This is a genomic window from Streptomyces sp. NPDC001137 (assembly GCF_040298885.1).
Lineage (GTDB): Bacteria > Actinomycetota > Actinomycetes > Streptomycetales > Streptomycetaceae > Streptomyces.
In genome coordinates this window covers 1-14,831 of the sequence record NZ_JBEPBA010000018.1, presented here as the reverse complement: position 1 = coordinate 14,831, position 14,831 = coordinate 1, and the positions used below count along the sequence as shown (strand labels likewise).

Here is a 14,831-nt window from a genome sequence, read left to right as displayed (position 1 = left end):
CTACTTTCGGCGCGCAACGCGTTCGTATCACCGATCCTCGTTCGACATGTCGAATGAATGGAGCCGCATGTTTCCCCCTCCGCGCTCGACCCGCAGAGGACTCGCAGCCCGCTGCAGAGCCGCCGCCGTACGTCTCCTCGCCCTCGCCGTCACCGCGGCCGCCGCACTCCTGTTCGCGGCACCCGGCCCCGCCCAGGCGGCGACGACCCGTCAGATATCGGTGCCCACCGCCCCCATGGGCTGGGCCTCCTGGAACAGCTTCGCCGCCAAGATCGACTACAACGTCATCAAGCAGCAGGTAGACGCCTTCGTCGCCGCGGGGCTGCCGGCGGCCGGCTACAAGTACATCAACATCGACGAGGGCTGGTGGCAGGGCACCCGCGACAGCGCCGGCAACATCACCGTCGACACCGGTGAGTGGCCCGGCGGGATGAGCGCCATCGCCGACTACATCCACAGCAAGGGCCTCAAGGCCGGCATCTACACCGACGCCGGCAAGAACGGCTGCGGCTACTACTACCCGACCGGCCGCCCCGCCGCCCCGAACACCGGCAGCGAGGGCCACTACGACCAGGACATGCTCCAGTTCTCCAAGTGGGGCTTCGACTTCGTCAAGGTCGACTGGTGCGGCGGAGACGTCGAGGGACTCGACGCGGCGACGGCGTACCAGTCGATCAGCGACGCGGTCGCCAGGGCGACGGCCACCACCGGCCGTCCGCTCACCCTCTCGATCTGCAACTGGGGCAAGCAGAACCCGTGGAACTGGGCGCCGGGCCAGGCCCCCATGTGGCGCACCAGCACGGACATCATCTACTACGGCAACTCGCCGTCGATGACGAACCTGCTGTCCAACTTCGACCAGACCCTGCACCCCACGGCCCAGCACACCGGCTACTACAACGACCCGGACATGCTGATGGTCGGCATGGACGGCTTCACCGCCGCCCAGAACCGCACCCACATGAACCTGTGGGCCATCTCCGGCGCGCCGCTCCTCGCCGGCAACAACCTCGCCACCATGACGTCGGAGACCGCAGGCATCCTCAAGAACCCCGAGGTCATCGGCGTCGACCAGGACCCGCGCGGCCTCCAGGGCGTGAAGGTCGCCGAGGACACCACCGGCCTGCAGGTCTACGGCAAGGTCCTCGCCGGCACCGGCAACCGCGCCGTCGTCCTCCTCAACCGCACCTCCTCCGCCCAGAACATCACCGTCCGCTGGTCCGACCTCGGTCTGACGAACGCGCCCGCGACCGTGCGGGACCTGTGGGCCCGCGCCGATGTCGGTGCGTACGGCACCGGTTACACCACGAGTGTTCCGGCGGGCGGCTCGGTGATGCTGACGGTCACCGGCGGGACGGAGGCGGCCGGCAGCACGTACACCGGTACCGCCGGCTTTTCTGGCGTGGCCGCCGGGAGCACCGGCATCAAGGTCGTCGACGTGTCGTACACCAACAACACCTCCGCTGCCCGCACCGGCACCCTGAAGGTCAACGGCCAGGTCGCCACCACCGTCTCGTTCCCGCCGACGGGCGCCGGCCCGGGCACCATCTCGGTCGAGGTCGGGCTGTCCAAGGGCGCCGCCAACTCGCTCACCTTCTCCGGCGCCCCGACCCTCGACTCGATCACCGTCAGACCCCTGCCGGGGGCAAACGGCTCCCAGGTCGTCGGCAAGCAGTCCGGACGCTGCCTGGACCTCTACAACAACACGATCACCAACGGCACCCAGGGCGAGCTGTGGGACTGCAACGGCGGCCAGAACCAGGCCTGGACGTACACCGCCCGCAAGGAACTCGTGGTGTACGGCAACAAGTGCCTCGACGCCTACAACCAGGGCACCACCAACGGCACCAAGGTCGTCATCTGGGACTGCAACGGCCAGAACAACCAGAAGTGGAACGTCAACAGCGACGGCACCATCACCAACGTCAACGCCGGCCTCTGCCTCGACGCCTACAACAACGGCACGGCCAACGGCACCTCCACGGTGCTGTGGTCCTGCGGAACGGGCGACAACCAGAAGTGGACGCTGTCGTAGCCCCGGACTAGGCGAGCGGCAGCAGCAGGACGACGACTGCCGCGACCGCGGTGCACGCCAGCAGCCAGCCGGCCAGCAGGCGGCGCCGCAGGTCGCGGTAGGCGTCCTCGTACTCCTCCCGCAGCTCCTGGGCGCGCACCGCGGTGTGCTGCCACGAAGTGCGGGCGACCGCGAGGTACTCCGCCTCGAACCGGCGCTCCACCTCCTCCCGCTGAGCCTGTGTCAGCCAGCCGAGGGGGGCACTGAAACGTGCGGCGGCCGTACGGCCCTCCTCGCGGGCGGCGGCGATCAGCAGGTGTCCCTCGATCTCGTTGAGGAGCACCTGCGCGTCGTCACTGCTCATGGTGCGGTCAACTCCCTCACCGGTGCCGGATCCTGAAGGTGGTGCAGGTCGAACGCCGGGGATTCGCTGCGGATGCGGGGGAGAGAGGTGAAGTTGTGCCGCGGGGGCGGGCAGGACGTCGCCCACTCCAGGGAGCGGCCGTAGCCCCATGGGTCGTCGACCTCGACCTTCTCGCCGTATTGCGCGGTCTTCCACACGTTGTAGAAGAACGGCAGGAACGACATTCCGAGGAGGAACGAGAAGATCGTCGACACCGTGTTGAGCGTCGTCAGGCCCTCCACCGCCAGATAGTCCGGAATCCGCCGCTGCATTCCGTTCACCCCCAGCCAGTGCTGGACCAGGAAAGTGCCGTGGAAACCGACGAACAGTGTCCAGAAGGTGATCTTCCCCAGGCGCTCGTCGAGCATCTTGCCGGTGAACTTGGGCCACCAGAAATGGAATCCGGAGAACATCGCGAAGACGACGGTGCCGAAGATGACGTAATGGAAATGGGCGACGACGAAGTAGGTGTCGGAGGTCGGGAAGTCCAGCGGTGGCGAGGCGAGCATCACGCCGGTCAGGCCGCCGAAGACGAACGTGACCAGGAAGCCGGTCGCCCAGAGCATCGGGGTCTCGAAGGACAGGGACCCCTTCCACATCGTTCCGATCCAGTTGAAGAACTTCACGCCGGTCGGTACGGCGATGAGGAACGTCATGAAGGAGAAGAACGGAAGCAGCACACCGCCGGTGACGTACATGTGGTGGGCCCACACGGTCACGGACAGACCCGCGATGGCGATCGTCGCGCCGATCAGGCCCATGTAGCCGAACATCGGCTTGCGCGAGAACACCGGGATCACTTCGCTGATGATGCCGAAGAACGGCAGCGCGATGATGTACACCTCCGGGTGGCCGAAGAACCAGAAGAGGTGTTGCCACAGCAGGGCGCCGCCATTGGCCGCGTCGAAGATCTGCGCACCGAACTTGCGGTCCGCCTCCAACGCGAACAGAGCCGCGGCCAGCACCGGGAAGGCCAGAAGCACGAGAACACCGGTCAGCAGCACGTTCCATGTGAAGATCGGCATGCGGAACATGGTCATGCCCGGCGCGCGCATGCAGATGATGGTGGTGATGAAGTTGACCGCACCGAGGATGGTGCCGAAGCCGGAGAAGGCCAGACCCATGATCCACAGGTCGGCGCCGACGCCCGGCGAGCGGACCGCGTCCGACAGCGGGGAGTAGGCGAACCAGCCGAAGTCGGCCGCACCCTGCGGGGTGAGGAAGCCGCCCACCGCGATCGTCGAGCCGAAGAGATAGAGCCAGTACGCGAGCATGTTCAGCCGCGGGAACGCCACATCCGGGGCTCCGATCTGCAGCGGCATGATCCAGTTGGCGAAGCCGGCGAACAGCGGCGTCGCGAACATCAGCAGCATGATCGTGCCGTGCATCGTGAACGCCTGGTTGAACTGCTCGTTCGACATGATCTGCAAGCCCGGACGGGCCAGCTCGGCGCGCATCAGCAGCGCCATCACGCCGCCGATCAGGAAGAACGCGAACGACGTGACCAGGTACAGCGTCCCGATCGTCTTGTGATCAGTGGTCGTCAGCCACTTGAGGTGCCTCATGCCCCGCCTGTGTCCGGTCCGGGCACGCCGGTCACACTCGGGTGACGCGACGAGAATCACGGAAACGGGTGTGACGATCCGGATGGTGCCGGACACGAACGGGACATGAGCAACGACGAGATCTTCGCCGCTGCCTATCGCGAGCACTACTGGGCGGTCAGCCGCTATGTCGCGCGGCGACTGGACGGGCGGACCAGCGAGGTGGAGGAAGTGGTGGCGGAGGTGTTCACGGTCGCCTGGCGACGCCGGGCCGACCTGCCGGGATCCCCGCTGCCCTGGCTGTACGGCGTGGCCCGCAACTGCCTGGCCAACGCGGTACGCGGCTACGGGCGGCGGCGCCGGCTGGTCGACCGGCTGGGCAACGACGAGACCGCGCACGGCCGTCAGATCGTGGACAGCCCCGACGCGGAGACACCGGGCGCCTGGGTGCACGAGGCGCTGGCCCGGCTGTCCGAGGCCGATCAGGAGGTGCTGCGCCTGACGGCATGGGAGGAACTGGGCATCGACGAGGTGGCCGTCGCGCTCGGCTGCGGCACAAGGGCCGCAGCGATGCGGCTGCACCGCGCCCGGCGCCGGCTGAGAGCCGAGATAGACCGCATGGGTCCTCTGCGCCCCACCGCGCCCTCCGCCGACGCGACCCCCTCGAAGGAACACGGCCATGGCTGACGAACTCGAACTCCTGCGCCGCGCCAATCCGGTGCCGGTCGACGGTCCCCACTACGGCGACGGTCCCCTCGACCACCACGCCGAGCGCCGGCTCAACCGGCTGCTGCACGAACGCCCCAGGGGCCGCCGCCGCACCCGGCTCCTCTGGAGCCTCTCCGCCACCGTGGTCGTCGCCGCGACCGCGCTGACGCTGCTGCTCAGCGGCCCCGGCACCGCGCCTGCCGTCGCCGCACCCCGCCCGCTGGTCATCCAGGCCGACTCCACGCCCGTACCCCTGGAAGAACTGGCCGACCGCGCACAGCGGCAGGCCAAGGCGGAGGATGCGCCGAAGCTGCGCAAGGGCACGCATGTGCAGTCCTGGAGCCTCGGCATGAGCGACGACAAGCCCCCCATCACGCTCCCCGAGGAGCGCGTCGTGCGCTGGAAGGCCGACGCCAGCCACACCGAGCTCGTGGTGGCGACCGACCCCCGCCACCCCGGCCGACCGGTCCTCCGTGACGACGGCGGCGAGCCGCACCTGGTCGAGGACGGCCGCGTCGTCAGCCGCCAGACCTATCCGCCGAGTTGGAGCGACGCACCGCCCGAGTCGCCCCCGCCGAACGACACGGCGCGGTTGCGGGCCTATCTCCAGGAGGCCGCCTACACCCACACCAGGCTGACGACCCCCGAACTCCTCGACGCAGTCGCGGTGTTGCTCGACCACTGGACCCTCGGCGCCCGTGAGTCCGCGACGCTGGCCCGGCTCCTCGCGGGCACCGAGGGGCTGCGACCGGTCGGCCAGGTCACCGACCGGCTCGGGCGGCGCGGCCAGGCGTACGAGTACGAGGGCGCCGGCTACCGCCGGATGCTGATCATGCAGCCGTCCACCGGCGCGGTCCTCGGCCTGGAGACCGTCTTCACCAGGGCGGAGCCGCAGTACGGCGTCAAGGCCGGCGACGTCATGGACTACAGCGCCTGGATGCGCTGATCACACCCCGAGCTGCCGGGCGGCGGCAGCCACGGTCTGCTCCAGCAGCGTGGCGATCGTCATCGGACCGACACCGCCCGGCACCGGAGTGATCAGACCGGCCCGCTCCACGGCCGAGTCGAAGTCGACGTCGCCGATGTTGCCCGGGTTGTAGCCGGCGTCGATCACGACCGCGCCGGGCTTGATGTCCTCGCCCCGGATCAGCCGCGGTCGGCCCACGGCCGCGACCACGATGTCCGCCTCCCGCACGACCGAGGACAGGTCCCGGGTGCGGGAGTGGCAGTACGTCACCGTCGCGTCACGGGCGAGCAGCAGCATGCCGGCCGGCTTGCCGAGGATGGCGCTGCGGCCCACGACCACGGCCCGCTTCCCCGACGGGTCGACGCCGTACTCGTCGAGCAGCCGCATGATGCCGCCCGGGGTGCACGACACGAAGCCCGGCAGGCCGAAGCTCATCGTCGCGAACGAGGCGAAGGTGACGCCGTCGACGTCCTTCTCGGGCGCGATCGCCTCGAACGCGGCCCGCTCGTCGATGTGCTCACCCATCGGGTGCTGCAGCAGAATGCCGTGCACAGCAGGGTCGCTCGACAGGGAGCGCAGGGCGCCCACGAGTTCGGCGGTGGTCGTGGCGGCGGGAAGCTCCACATGGCGCGAGTCGATACCGGCCTTGCGGCAGCGGTTGCGCTTCATCCGGACGTAGGTGACGGAGGCGGGGTCCTCGCCGACCAGAACCGTCGCCAGACAGGGCGCCGTTCCCGTCCGCTCGGTGAGGTCGGCCGCCCGCTTGGCCGTGTCCTCGACGATGCGCCGGGCAAGGGAGGTGCCGTCGACGAGCCGGGCCTGGGACATGATCCACTCCTGGGCTGGTGTGACCTGTCGCCCAGGCGCACGGCATCGACTCCGCGGGGCCGCTCCCCGGTGGTGCTCCACCTCAGCGCCAGTCACGGCCCGCTCCCAGACTAGCCGAGCCGCCACCGCGGTCAGCAGCCGCTGTCACCGAGGTGCCGAGAAGGTCCAGGTCGACCGCGAGGAGACCTGGACCCGCGCGGTTCTGCCTCCTACTCGTCCCATGCCTGGATCAGGACCTCTTCGGCGATCTTGCCGTCGCGCAGCGTGATCATCGACTCGGCCAGGACACGCGTGCCGTCCGCGTACTGGCAGGACTGGCTGTAGGCGGCGTGGTCGCCCTGAACGATGCACTGGTCCACGTGGTGCGTCATGTCGCGGCTGTAGATGTCCTCGAACATCGCGCCGATCTCCTGGCGACCGCGCAGAACCTTGGGCTGGCTGGGCTGGGTGTTGCGGTCCACGATGCGTATCTGCGCGTCGTCCGCGTAGAGCGACAGAAGATCCGCCGCCGTGTGTCCTTCGACCCCCTTGCGCAGGGTGTCCGCGCTGAAGCCGGGAGTTGCCGTGGTGCCCATGATGACCTCCTTCGAGGGCCGCGACCCGAGGAGCTGCGGGCCGCGAAGGACCTCTCCTTTGAGGCTCCTCCGCCGCGGCAGCCTCGGCAAGCGCAGCCGGAGCACTGCCCCTGATGGGTGAGCGGCGGGGCGCGGCCGTGACCGCCGAAGGCCCGGTGGCGTTGTGGGAAGCATGATCTCAACACGACGTATCGTCGCCGCCGTTGGTCTCGCCGCAGGAATCACCGCCCTTGCCGCACCGCTTGCCTGCGCGTCCGACGCGACCATCCAGAACAAGGACGCCAGCGAGCTCAACCCGATCGCCACGCTCGACTCGCTCGCCCAGAGCGGCATCCCGGCGGAGCGCAGGGCCGAGGTGCCGCGCCCCTCCGAGCAGCTTCGGCACCTCAACCGCCTCAACAACCTCGAGCAGCTGGACCGGGTCGCCCGCATGGGAGCCGCCAGCGGGTTCCCGGGGGCCCTGTAACCCGCCGACGCCGCATCGAACGTCCCCCCACAGCGAAAGGGCCGCCCGTCTCCGGGCGGCCCTTTCGCTGTGCCGGTGACCTGATCACGACCCTGCTGTTGAAGGGTGAAGGAAGTGGAAACCGGGCCGGGGGTGCATCAGGAAGTCGTGGTGCGAGATGTTCCACGCGTAGGCACCCGCCAGCGAGAACACCACCCGGTCGCCGGCCCTGAGCCCCGGCGCGGGGACCCGGCGGGCCAGGACGTCCTTCGGTGTGCACAGCTGCCCGGCCAGCGTGACCTTCCCCCAGCCTTCGGCCGGGGGGACCTCCCTCTCCCTTCGGTCGCCTTCGGCGGCCGACCGCGGCCACGGGTGCGGCCAGGCGTCCACCTTCAGCACGGAACACGGCTGGTCGTGCCCCTTGGTCGCCGGGGTCCGCAGATGGTGGGTGCCGCCGCGGACCACCGCGAACTCCTCGCCGTGGCTGCGCTTCACGTCCAGCACCTCGGTGGCGTACCAGCCGCAGTACGCCGTCAGCGCCCGCCCCGGCTCGATGCGCAGGGTCAGCCCGGGGTGCGCCTCGGTCAGACGGGCGAGCCCGCTGCCGTACACGGACCAGTCGAAGCGGCGCTGCGGATCGTTGTAGTCGACGGTCATGCCGCCGCCCACGTTGACCTCGGCGAGCGGAACACCGAGGCCGGTCGCCCAGGACACCACGGACTCGGCCACCGCCAGCTGCTCCGCCGCTTCCAGGCCACTGGCCAAGTGCGCGTGAACGCCCCGTAGTTCGAGGTGCGGATACGTCCCGTCGGCGAGCGCCCGGACGACGGCGGCGGCCTGTGCCGGGTCCAGGCCGAACGGCGTCGGACGACCCCCCATCGCCAGTGAGCTGCCCGCCAGCGCCCCTTCCGCGACCGGAAGATTGACGCGGACCAGCACCGCCACCCGTCGCCCCGGCGCACACGTCCGCGCCAGCTCGGCCAGCATGCGCAGCTCGTACTCGCTCTCCACATGGAAACGCTCGACGCCGAGCTCCAGCGCGTGCCGCACCTCGTCCGGCGTCTTGCCGGGACCGCCGAAGGCGAGCGGGCGGTCCGGCACCGCCCCCGCGACATGGGCGAGTTCACCGCCCGAGGAGACCTCGTAGCCGTCGACGTACGGGCCGAGCGCGCCGAGGATCTCCGGCTCCGGGTTCGCCTTGGCGGCGTAGTACATCTCGACCCGCGCGGGCAGCGCGGCCCGGACGGCGGCGGCATGGGCACGCAGCGCCGCCAAGTCGTAGACGTACGCGGGCAGTTCGGCGGCGGGCAGGGACAGGACGCGCTCCTCGACCGCGGGTGTCGGGTCCGTCATCGGGTGCTCCCGGTCGTGTCGCGCAGGATGTCCTCGGCGAGCGGGGACGGCAGCCGGACGTAGCCGGCCTCCCGGTCCGCCTTGCGCTCCCAGCGGGTCAGCAGGTTGGCCTTGGCGGGCAGCGGCACCCCGGCGAGCAGGGCGGCGAGCCTCGGCGGGCAGCCGTGGCGGTCGGCGTACGCCTGGAGCGTGCCGCGCACCCGGGCCCACAGGGCCGCCTCGGCCTGCGGGTGCAGATCGGCGAGGGCGGCGAGCAGCTCGGCGATGTGGTTGACGAGCAGGCAATACACCACCCGGTCCCAGCCGCGCTGCGCGTCGTACGTCATCGGGCCGGCGACGTCGGGCGGCAGGGCGGCCAGCGTCTCGGCATGGTGTTCGGGGACCAGCTTGGTGCCCTCCAGGTCACGGAAGAGGACCTGGGCGGGCATGCCGTCGGCGCCGACGCACACCAGGACGTTCTGCAGATGGGGTTCCAGGACCAGGCCGTGGTCGAAGTACGCGGCCAGCACGGGCGGGACGAGCAGATCGAGATACGTCGACCACCAGGCGAGGGTCGTGCGTACGTCCGCTCCGTCGAGGAGGCGGGAGACGTGGGCGGCGCCGGTCGGGTACTCGTCGGCGACGGCCGCCGCGAGCAGGGGGACCGTGCCCGGGGCGAGGCGGCGCGGCAGGCCTTCGCGGACGATGACGCCGAAGCCCTCGAACAGCTCGCGGTCGGGGGTTCCGTCGGGGCCGGGGAGGGCCAGTGTGCGATAGGCCGGCTCGCGCAGCACGGCGCTGCCGGGGAAGCGGTCGGCCAGGTCGGCGAGTGCCGGGGCAAGCAGTCGGGTCAGGGCGACGGCGCCGGACAGCTCGTAACTGCTGTTCTTGCGCAGGCAGTTGGTGATGCGGACGTTCAGGCTGAACTTGAGGAAGGTCTCCCCGTCGTACAGGGTGCGCACCGAGGCGGTGGCGGCGAACGGCTGCCCGCCCGGGCCCAGGTCGAGGACGTCGCCGCGGTCGAGGGCGGCGCGCAGGGCCGGCTGGGCCCGGAGCGTCTCGTACTGCCAGGGGTGGGCGGGCAGCAGCCGGTAGCCCTCGGGTAGGTCCGTGCGCAGCCCGTCCAGGGGGGCGGTCGCCGACGGGTTTGCGGACTCCTCGGCGATCAGGTGGGCACGGACGGCGAGGTGCCGCAGCGGGAAGGAGGCGCCGGCCTCGGGGGCGTACGCGGACCAGGCATGCGGGTCGCCGGTGCGGGCCTTGGGCGTGGGGTGGAAGCGGTGCCCGAACAGCAGCGACTGTTCGGAGGCCACGTAGGCGGAGAGCCGGTCGTCCGCGAGGCGGGCGGGGCGCGTCGCGGCGAGCGCGGTGGTGATGGCGTGGTGGCTGGAGGCGATCTGCTCCAGGAACTCCTCGTTGCGCACACCGGTGCGCAGCGACAGCTCGTCGTGCGTGTACTCGGCCAGGCGCCGCCAGTCCACCTCCGACCAGCCGTTCTCGCCCTGTTCGCTCACGGGGCCGGTGAAGCGGTGCGCGCCCAGCAGCGAGGTGCGGCGCAGCGCCACCCGCAGCAGCACTCCGCGACGGGGCAGCCGCAGCAGCAGCCGGCCGTCGGCGACGACCGACTGGTGCTCGGGGCCCGACACCTCGCGCAACAGGCAGTTGAGGAGCGTGTGGGCCACGGCGTCGTCGGCGGAGGGGAGCCCGGCGGGCGCGGCGGTACTCCCGGAGAGCGAGATCGCGGGCCCCCCGGACGGGGCCTGGGGACGGGTCAGCGAGGGCATCAGCGGCTCCTGCGGGTGCGGGGGGTGAGCGGGGGGAGGGCAGTGGCCAGTACGGTGACGGCGGCGGCCGCGCTGCCGATGAGCACGGGTGCGGCCGGGCCGAAGCGGGCGCTGCCCGCCGCCGCGGCCACTCCGGCGGCGACCGCCCCGGCCTTGGAGAAGAACTCCAGCGAGCCGAACATCCCGCCCGGCGCACGGCCCTTGGCGCAGTCGGCGGCCAGCACCGACAGGCACACCAGGCCGAGCGTGAGACCCGCGCCCAGCAGCAGCCGTACGGCGATCAGCGTGGGCAGGGAGCCGGCGATCCCGTGTCCGGCGAGCCCGAGCGCGATACAGGCGAAGCCGAGCGCGATCCCGGTGCGGGGGCGGCTGTGGAAGGCGGAGTGCACGGCCAGCGCCGAGACCAGATAGCACAGGTGGGGGAGGGCGAACAGCACGCCGGACAGGGTCGGCGAGGTGCCCGGGAGGCGGTCGTCGACGAGGGCGATCAGATAGGGGAAGGAGATGACGGTGGAGAAGACGAAGGCGAACTCCAAGGCGTACAGGGCCTTGAGCGAGATCGCCGGCTGCTCGTGCACGGCAGGCTTCTCGGGGGCGTCCTCCAACTCATGTGCGGCAGGCTCCGGTTCGGGCAGTGCCGCCAGCAACAGCGCCGCCGCCAGGGGCAGTACCGCGAGCAGGGCGTACTGGCGGTGCGGAGACAGCCGGCCCGACAGCGAGCCGACCACGATCGGGGCCACGACCAGCGCCGCCCGCGCGCTGCCCTGCATCAAGGTGAGCGCCTTGGACAGGGCCGGCCCCTCCAGGGCGGCGCCCAGGTAGCCGTTGGAGGCGGCGAACGTGCCGCCCAGGATGCCCTGCAGCACCAGCGCCACGGTGAACGTGGCCAGGGAGTCCGCCCAGCCCGCGAGCGGGAAGGCCACGGCCAGCCCCAACTGGGCGCGCAGCAGCAGTCTTTTACGGCCGTAGCGGTCGGCGAGCCGTCCCCACAGCGGGGCGCCCAGCGCACCGAACACGGTCGGCACGACGTACAGCACCCCCGCCCAGCGGGCATGGCGGTCACCCAGCTCCGGGAGGATCTCGGTGAGATACGGCGGCAGGCCGAGCGCCGCGAAGGACGCGACGAAGTAGCAGCCCGCGACCGCGTGCACATGCCCGCGGGTGAACGCCGTACCCGGCATCCGCAGCGTGTCGGCGCTCATGCGGAACCACCGTCGGGCAGCAGGTAGTTGGGGCCGCTCGTGTAGTGCTTGTTGACGTCCGCGGCGCCCGAGCGCTCCTTGCTGAGCAGCGTGCCGGCCGTGACCATGGCCTTGACCGGCAAGCGCGGCGCCTCGAGGACGTGCGCCCGCAGGACCGCGCCCGCGTCACCGCCGAGCCGGTCGACGGCCTCCGCGAGCCGGGCGCGGACGATCCTCAGCAGTGCGTCCCGCTGCCCGGCGAGCCCGAACGCGTAGGCGCCCGCGCACAGATGGACCGTGATGGTGGCGAACACGTCGGCGACCGGCCCGTCCCCGGCGGTGAAGGTCCGCGGGTCGTCGAAACCCCACGGCCCGGGCAGCACGGCCGCAAGTCGCGAGGTGTTGACGCGGGGCCCGTCGTTGTCCTTGAACAGCAACCGCGGACCGCCCGGCCCGAGCACCAGCGAGACGTTCTGCTGGTGCGACTCCAGCGCGATGCCGTAGCCGAACAGGGTGGTCTGCCAGTCGAACAGCAGCGAGAGGCAGGCGTCCAGCAGGGCCAGGGGATCGCCGCCGTAGAAGCGGTCGGCCAGGTGGTCGAGGACCGGTCGCCCGCCGGGCGCCTCGGCGAGGAGCGCGGCCAGCGGAACCACGACGGAGTCCTCGGGGGCGGCCGGCAAGCGGCGGCACAGAACCGCGAGGAGTTCGTGGCCTGCGTGCGCGTACGTGGTCTCGTCGGCGTGCAGGATCGTGTCCCGGAAACGGGGTTCGCGCGCGGTCACCGCCTCCACCAGGCGCTGCCCCGCCGCGCCGTCGACGAGCGTGCCGGGCTTGATGGAGCGCTTGTTGCGCAGGCCCAAAGTGGCCGTGACCAGGGGGAGTTTGAGGTGCAGGGTGGGATCCGCGGCCACCGCGACCGTACGCATCGAGAGCGTCGGCACGACTTCGAGGTGGGCCTGTTCGGCAAGCAGCGCACGGCCGGTGAGGCCGGTGGCACGCAGCGCCTCGTCGAGCGGCGCGCCCACGGTCAACGGGTGGACGGGCAGCGCCACATGGGTCTGTTCCACCTCGGGCAGACCGAGCCGCGCCGGCGAGGGCCACAGTTCGGGAAGCGGGCCGGTCAGGGTCACCGTCTCACGCGGCACGGCGAGCCAGCGCAGGGCGAAACGGGGATGGAACTCCGGTGCGTAGGCCCGCAGTTGCTCCTCGGACAGGCCGGAGCGGCCGCGCGCGGTCGGGTAGACGGGATGGTCGAGGCGGGCCGCCAGGGTGTCGTAGGCCAGACCCGTCCACCGGGCCGGATCGTCCCCGTACCGGTCGGTGAGCCGCCGGTCGACCTCGTCCCGGGTCCGTGCGTGCAGCCGCATCGTGTCCAGCGTCTGACGGCACTCCTCGGCGAACGCGTCGAAACCGTCGCGGTCCACGGGCTCGGCGAGCTCACGCAGCGCGTCGAGCACCCCTTCGCAGGAGGTCAGCTCGGAGCCGTCCGACTCGTACGCGAGCAGGGGCAGCCGGGCGCGGTGCTCGCACTGGTAGCCGTCCTCGGTGACGGGCAGCAGCAGGGCGTCCTCGCTGGTGGGCAGCCGCAGCCAGGCGCCGTCGGGCCGGTGCACGAGCGTGCTGCGGCTGCGCAGCCCGACCACGTCCTCCCGCAGCAGGGCGCTGAGCACACGGGTGAGCAGCTCCGCCTCGCAGGTGTCCGTCACGGTCGGCGCGGTCACGGCTGGATCTCCCAGCGCTGCGCGGCCAGGAAGTCGGCCGACACCCGGTCCACCGTGGCCTGGTGGGTGCCGACGGTCCGCAGGACCCCGAGGTAGTCGCGGTTGGTGCGGTACAGCTCGTGCCGCTCGCCCACCGGTCGCAGCGGACGATACGTCAGATGGGTTCCGTCGACGGTCAGTTCCTGGCGGGCGGGGGCCTCGGTCAGTGTTCCGGCGCGGTCGGCGCACGGGTAGTCCAGGCGCGCGGCCCCGTCGCGGCGGGCTCCGAGGTCGGCGGGCAGACGCTCGCCCAGATGGGCGCGGAGGATCAGTTCGAAGAGCGGTATCTCCAGCAGCCGGGCCAGCAGCAGATCGCACTGGTCGCCGATGGCACGGTAGTTGACCTCGATGATCCTGGCCCGGCCCGCGTGCACCACGAACTCGGTGTGGCAGGCTCCGAAACCGACGCCCAGCGCGTCCAGCTGGGCGAGCACCTGCGCGACGACCGCCTCGGGGTGGGCGGGGACGAAGGTGAGGCGCTCCTCGATGAAGTACGGCGGGGGCGACAGCTCGGTGTGGAAGCTGCCCAGCACATGGCGGACATGGGCGTCGCCGAGCGTCTCCAGGGTGTACAGCTCGCCGGGGAGGTACTCCTCGACGAGCAGGACGGCACCCGGGCGGCGCTGAAGGATGTCCTTGGCGTGCGTGGTCAGCTGCTCGGCGTCGTCGACCAGGACGACGTCCTCGCTGGCCACGCCCTCGCGGGGCTTGAGGACGCAGGGGTACGGCGCGTCGTCGGGCGCGACCGGCTCGGTGAGCTCGGCCGACCAGACCGTGTCGAGGCCGGCGGCGGCGAGCCGGCGCCGCATCTCCGCCTTGTCCTTGGTGGCGAGCGCGGCCCGCCAGTCCTTGGCGGGCAGGCCGAAGTAGGCGGCGGCGAGGGCGGCCTGGGCCTGGAGGTGGTCGCTGTTGGTGAAGACGGCGTCGGGGCGGTGGTGCGTCGAGATCCGGGTGATGACGGCTCGGTGGTCGCGGACGTCGCACTCCAGGACCTCGGTGTCCGGGTGGGCGCGGCGGTGGGCCTCGGGCTGGTCGGTGAGGACGGTGACGTCCAGGCCCAGCCGGGCGGCGGCGGGCAGGAAGCCCTCGGAGACGGAGTCGGTCGGGTTGAGGGCAAGCAGATACAGGCGCATGGCTGATGAACAACTTCCGCTGGCGGGTGGGGGGTCGGGGGGGGGGCGCGGGGGGCCCCCCCCCCCCCGCCGGCTATAATTGGAAGGGTGGGCCAACCCCCGGGCGGTGGCCCCCCCCCGCACGCAGATCGAAGCCGCCCGGCCGCCCCAGCCCCGC

At 71.3% G+C, this 14,831-nt stretch carries 13 protein-coding genes and 1 riboswitch; of the genes, 4 read left to right on the top strand and 9 right to left on the bottom strand.

The features are described 5' to 3' along the window. Positions 1-67 precede the first annotated feature (67 nt). Positions 68-2,035 carry an RICIN domain-containing protein gene (locus ABT254_RS30340; RefSeq protein WP_351476839.1) on the top strand — a complete coding sequence of 656 codons (1,968 nt, stop codon included), beginning with the start codon at positions 68-70 and terminating at the stop codon, positions 2,033-2,035. Between the two features lie 7 nt (positions 2,036-2,042). Here ABT254_RS30340 and ABT254_RS30335 read toward each other — a convergent pair whose 3' ends face one another. Together ABT254_RS30335 and ctaD are read right to left on the bottom strand one after the other, a co-directional pair. Continuing rightward, positions 2,043-2,378: a hypothetical protein gene (locus ABT254_RS30335; protein WP_351476836.1), complete on the bottom strand. Its 336-nt coding sequence runs from the start codon at positions 2,376-2,378 to the stop codon at positions 2,043-2,045. Beyond that, a complete protein-coding gene (ctaD, locus tag ABT254_RS30330; RefSeq protein ID WP_351476833.1) occupies positions 2,375-3,982 on the bottom strand; it encodes an aa3-type cytochrome oxidase subunit I in 1,608 nt (535 codons plus the stop codon). The genes ABT254_RS30335 and ctaD overlap by 4 nt, the downstream gene beginning before the upstream one ends. A 105-nt stretch (positions 3,983-4,087) precedes the next feature. Between ctaD and ABT254_RS30325 the strand changes: the two genes are divergently transcribed. Continuing rightward, positions 4,088-4,648, top strand: coding sequence for an RNA polymerase sigma factor (locus ABT254_RS30325; RefSeq protein ID WP_351476830.1), 561 nt, complete (start codon positions 4,088-4,090; stop codon positions 4,646-4,648). Then, positions 4,641-5,615, top strand: a complete 975-nt coding sequence (locus ABT254_RS30320; RefSeq protein ID WP_351476827.1) for a CU044_5270 family protein — start codon at positions 4,641-4,643, stop codon at positions 5,613-5,615. The genes ABT254_RS30325 and ABT254_RS30320 overlap by 8 nt, the downstream gene beginning before the upstream one ends. Here ABT254_RS30320 and ABT254_RS30315 read toward each other — a convergent pair whose 3' ends face one another. Beyond that, positions 5,616-6,464 carry a bifunctional 5,10-methylenetetrahydrofolate dehydrogenase/5,10-methenyltetrahydrofolate cyclohydrolase gene (locus ABT254_RS30315; RefSeq protein ID WP_351476824.1) on the bottom strand — a complete coding sequence of 283 codons (849 nt, stop codon included), beginning with the start codon at positions 6,462-6,464 and terminating at the stop codon, positions 5,616-5,618. It abuts the gene before it with no gap. 22 nt (positions 6,465-6,486) lie between these two features. After that, a riboswitch (ZMP/ZTP riboswitch) is annotated at positions 6,487-6,569 on the bottom strand. A 104-nt stretch (positions 6,570-6,673) separates the two neighbouring features. Then, positions 6,674-7,039 carry a nuclear transport factor 2 family protein gene (locus ABT254_RS30310; RefSeq protein ID WP_351476821.1) on the bottom strand — a complete coding sequence of 122 codons (366 nt, stop codon included), beginning with the start codon at positions 7,037-7,039 and terminating at the stop codon, positions 6,674-6,676. 172 nt (positions 7,040-7,211) lie between these two features. Here ABT254_RS30310 and ABT254_RS30305 point away from each other — a divergent pair, with 172 nt between their 5' ends. Next, on the top strand, positions 7,212-7,505 hold the full coding sequence (locus tag ABT254_RS30305) for a hypothetical protein (protein ID WP_351476818.1): 294 nt from the start codon (positions 7,212-7,214) through the stop codon (positions 7,503-7,505). 84 nt (positions 7,506-7,589) lie between these two features. Here ABT254_RS30305 and ABT254_RS30300 read toward each other — a convergent pair whose 3' ends face one another. The 5 genes from ABT254_RS30300 to ABT254_RS30280 are packed head-to-tail and all read right to left on the bottom strand — an operon-like array spanning position 7,590 to position 14,674. Then, positions 7,590-8,837 (bottom strand): type III PLP-dependent enzyme, encoded by a 1,248-nt coding sequence (locus ABT254_RS30300; protein WP_351476815.1) that lies wholly within the window; start codon positions 8,835-8,837, stop codon positions 7,590-7,592. After that, positions 8,834-10,600, bottom strand: coding sequence for an IucA/IucC family protein (locus tag ABT254_RS30295; RefSeq protein ID WP_351476812.1), 1,767 nt, complete (start codon positions 10,598-10,600; stop codon positions 8,834-8,836). The genes ABT254_RS30300 and ABT254_RS30295 overlap by 4 nt, the downstream gene beginning before the upstream one ends. Further along, complete coding sequence (locus ABT254_RS30290; protein ID WP_351476810.1) at positions 10,600-11,802, bottom strand: MFS transporter; 1,203 nt, start codon at positions 11,800-11,802, stop codon at positions 10,600-10,602. Before ABT254_RS30290 ends, ABT254_RS30295 begins: the two co-directional genes overlap by 1 nt. Beyond that, the gene (locus tag ABT254_RS30285; protein WP_351476807.1) at positions 11,799-13,502 is read right to left on the bottom strand and encodes an IucA/IucC family protein; all 1,704 of its coding nucleotides are present in this window, start codon (positions 13,500-13,502) and stop codon (positions 11,799-11,801) included. Before ABT254_RS30285 ends, ABT254_RS30290 begins: the two co-directional genes overlap by 4 nt. Continuing rightward, on the bottom strand, positions 13,499-14,674 hold the full coding sequence (locus tag ABT254_RS30280) for an ATP-grasp domain-containing protein (RefSeq protein WP_351476805.1): 1,176 nt from the start codon (positions 14,672-14,674) through the stop codon (positions 13,499-13,501). Before ABT254_RS30280 ends, ABT254_RS30285 begins: the two co-directional genes overlap by 4 nt. Positions 14,675-14,831 lie beyond the last annotated feature (157 nt).

Coding starts and splice junctions, on each gene's coding strand:
- ABT254_RS30340 (WP_351476839.1), top strand. CDS start 68: ATGTTTCCCCCTCCGCGCTCGACCCGCAGAGGACTCGCAGCCCGCTGC.
- ABT254_RS30335 (WP_351476836.1), bottom strand. CDS start 2,378: ATGAGCAGTGACGACGCGCAGGTGCTCCTCAACGAGATCGAGGGACAC.
- ctaD (WP_351476833.1), bottom strand. CDS start 3,982: ATGAGGCACCTCAAGTGGCTGACGACCACTGATCACAAGACGATCGGG.
- ABT254_RS30325 (WP_351476830.1), top strand. CDS start 4,088: ATGAGCAACGACGAGATCTTCGCCGCTGCCTATCGCGAGCACTACTGG.
- ABT254_RS30320 (WP_351476827.1), top strand. CDS start 4,641: ATGGCTGACGAACTCGAACTCCTGCGCCGCGCCAATCCGGTGCCGGTC.
- ABT254_RS30315 (WP_351476824.1), bottom strand. CDS start 6,464: ATGTCCCAGGCCCGGCTCGTCGACGGCACCTCCCTTGCCCGGCGCATC.
- ABT254_RS30310 (WP_351476821.1), bottom strand. CDS start 7,039: ATGGGCACCACGGCAACTCCCGGCTTCAGCGCGGACACCCTGCGCAAG.
- ABT254_RS30305 (WP_351476818.1), top strand. CDS start 7,212: ATGATCTCAACACGACGTATCGTCGCCGCCGTTGGTCTCGCCGCAGGA.
- ABT254_RS30300 (WP_351476815.1), bottom strand. CDS start 8,837: ATGACGGACCCGACACCCGCGGTCGAGGAGCGCGTCCTGTCCCTGCCC.
- ABT254_RS30295 (WP_351476812.1), bottom strand. CDS start 10,600: ATGCCCTCGCTGACCCGTCCCCAGGCCCCGTCCGGGGGGCCCGCGATC.
- ABT254_RS30290 (WP_351476810.1), bottom strand. CDS start 11,802: ATGAGCGCCGACACGCTGCGGATGCCGGGTACGGCGTTCACCCGCGGG.
- ABT254_RS30280 (WP_351476805.1), bottom strand. CDS start 14,674: ATGCGCCTGTATCTGCTTGCCCTCAACCCGACCGACTCCGTCTCCGAG.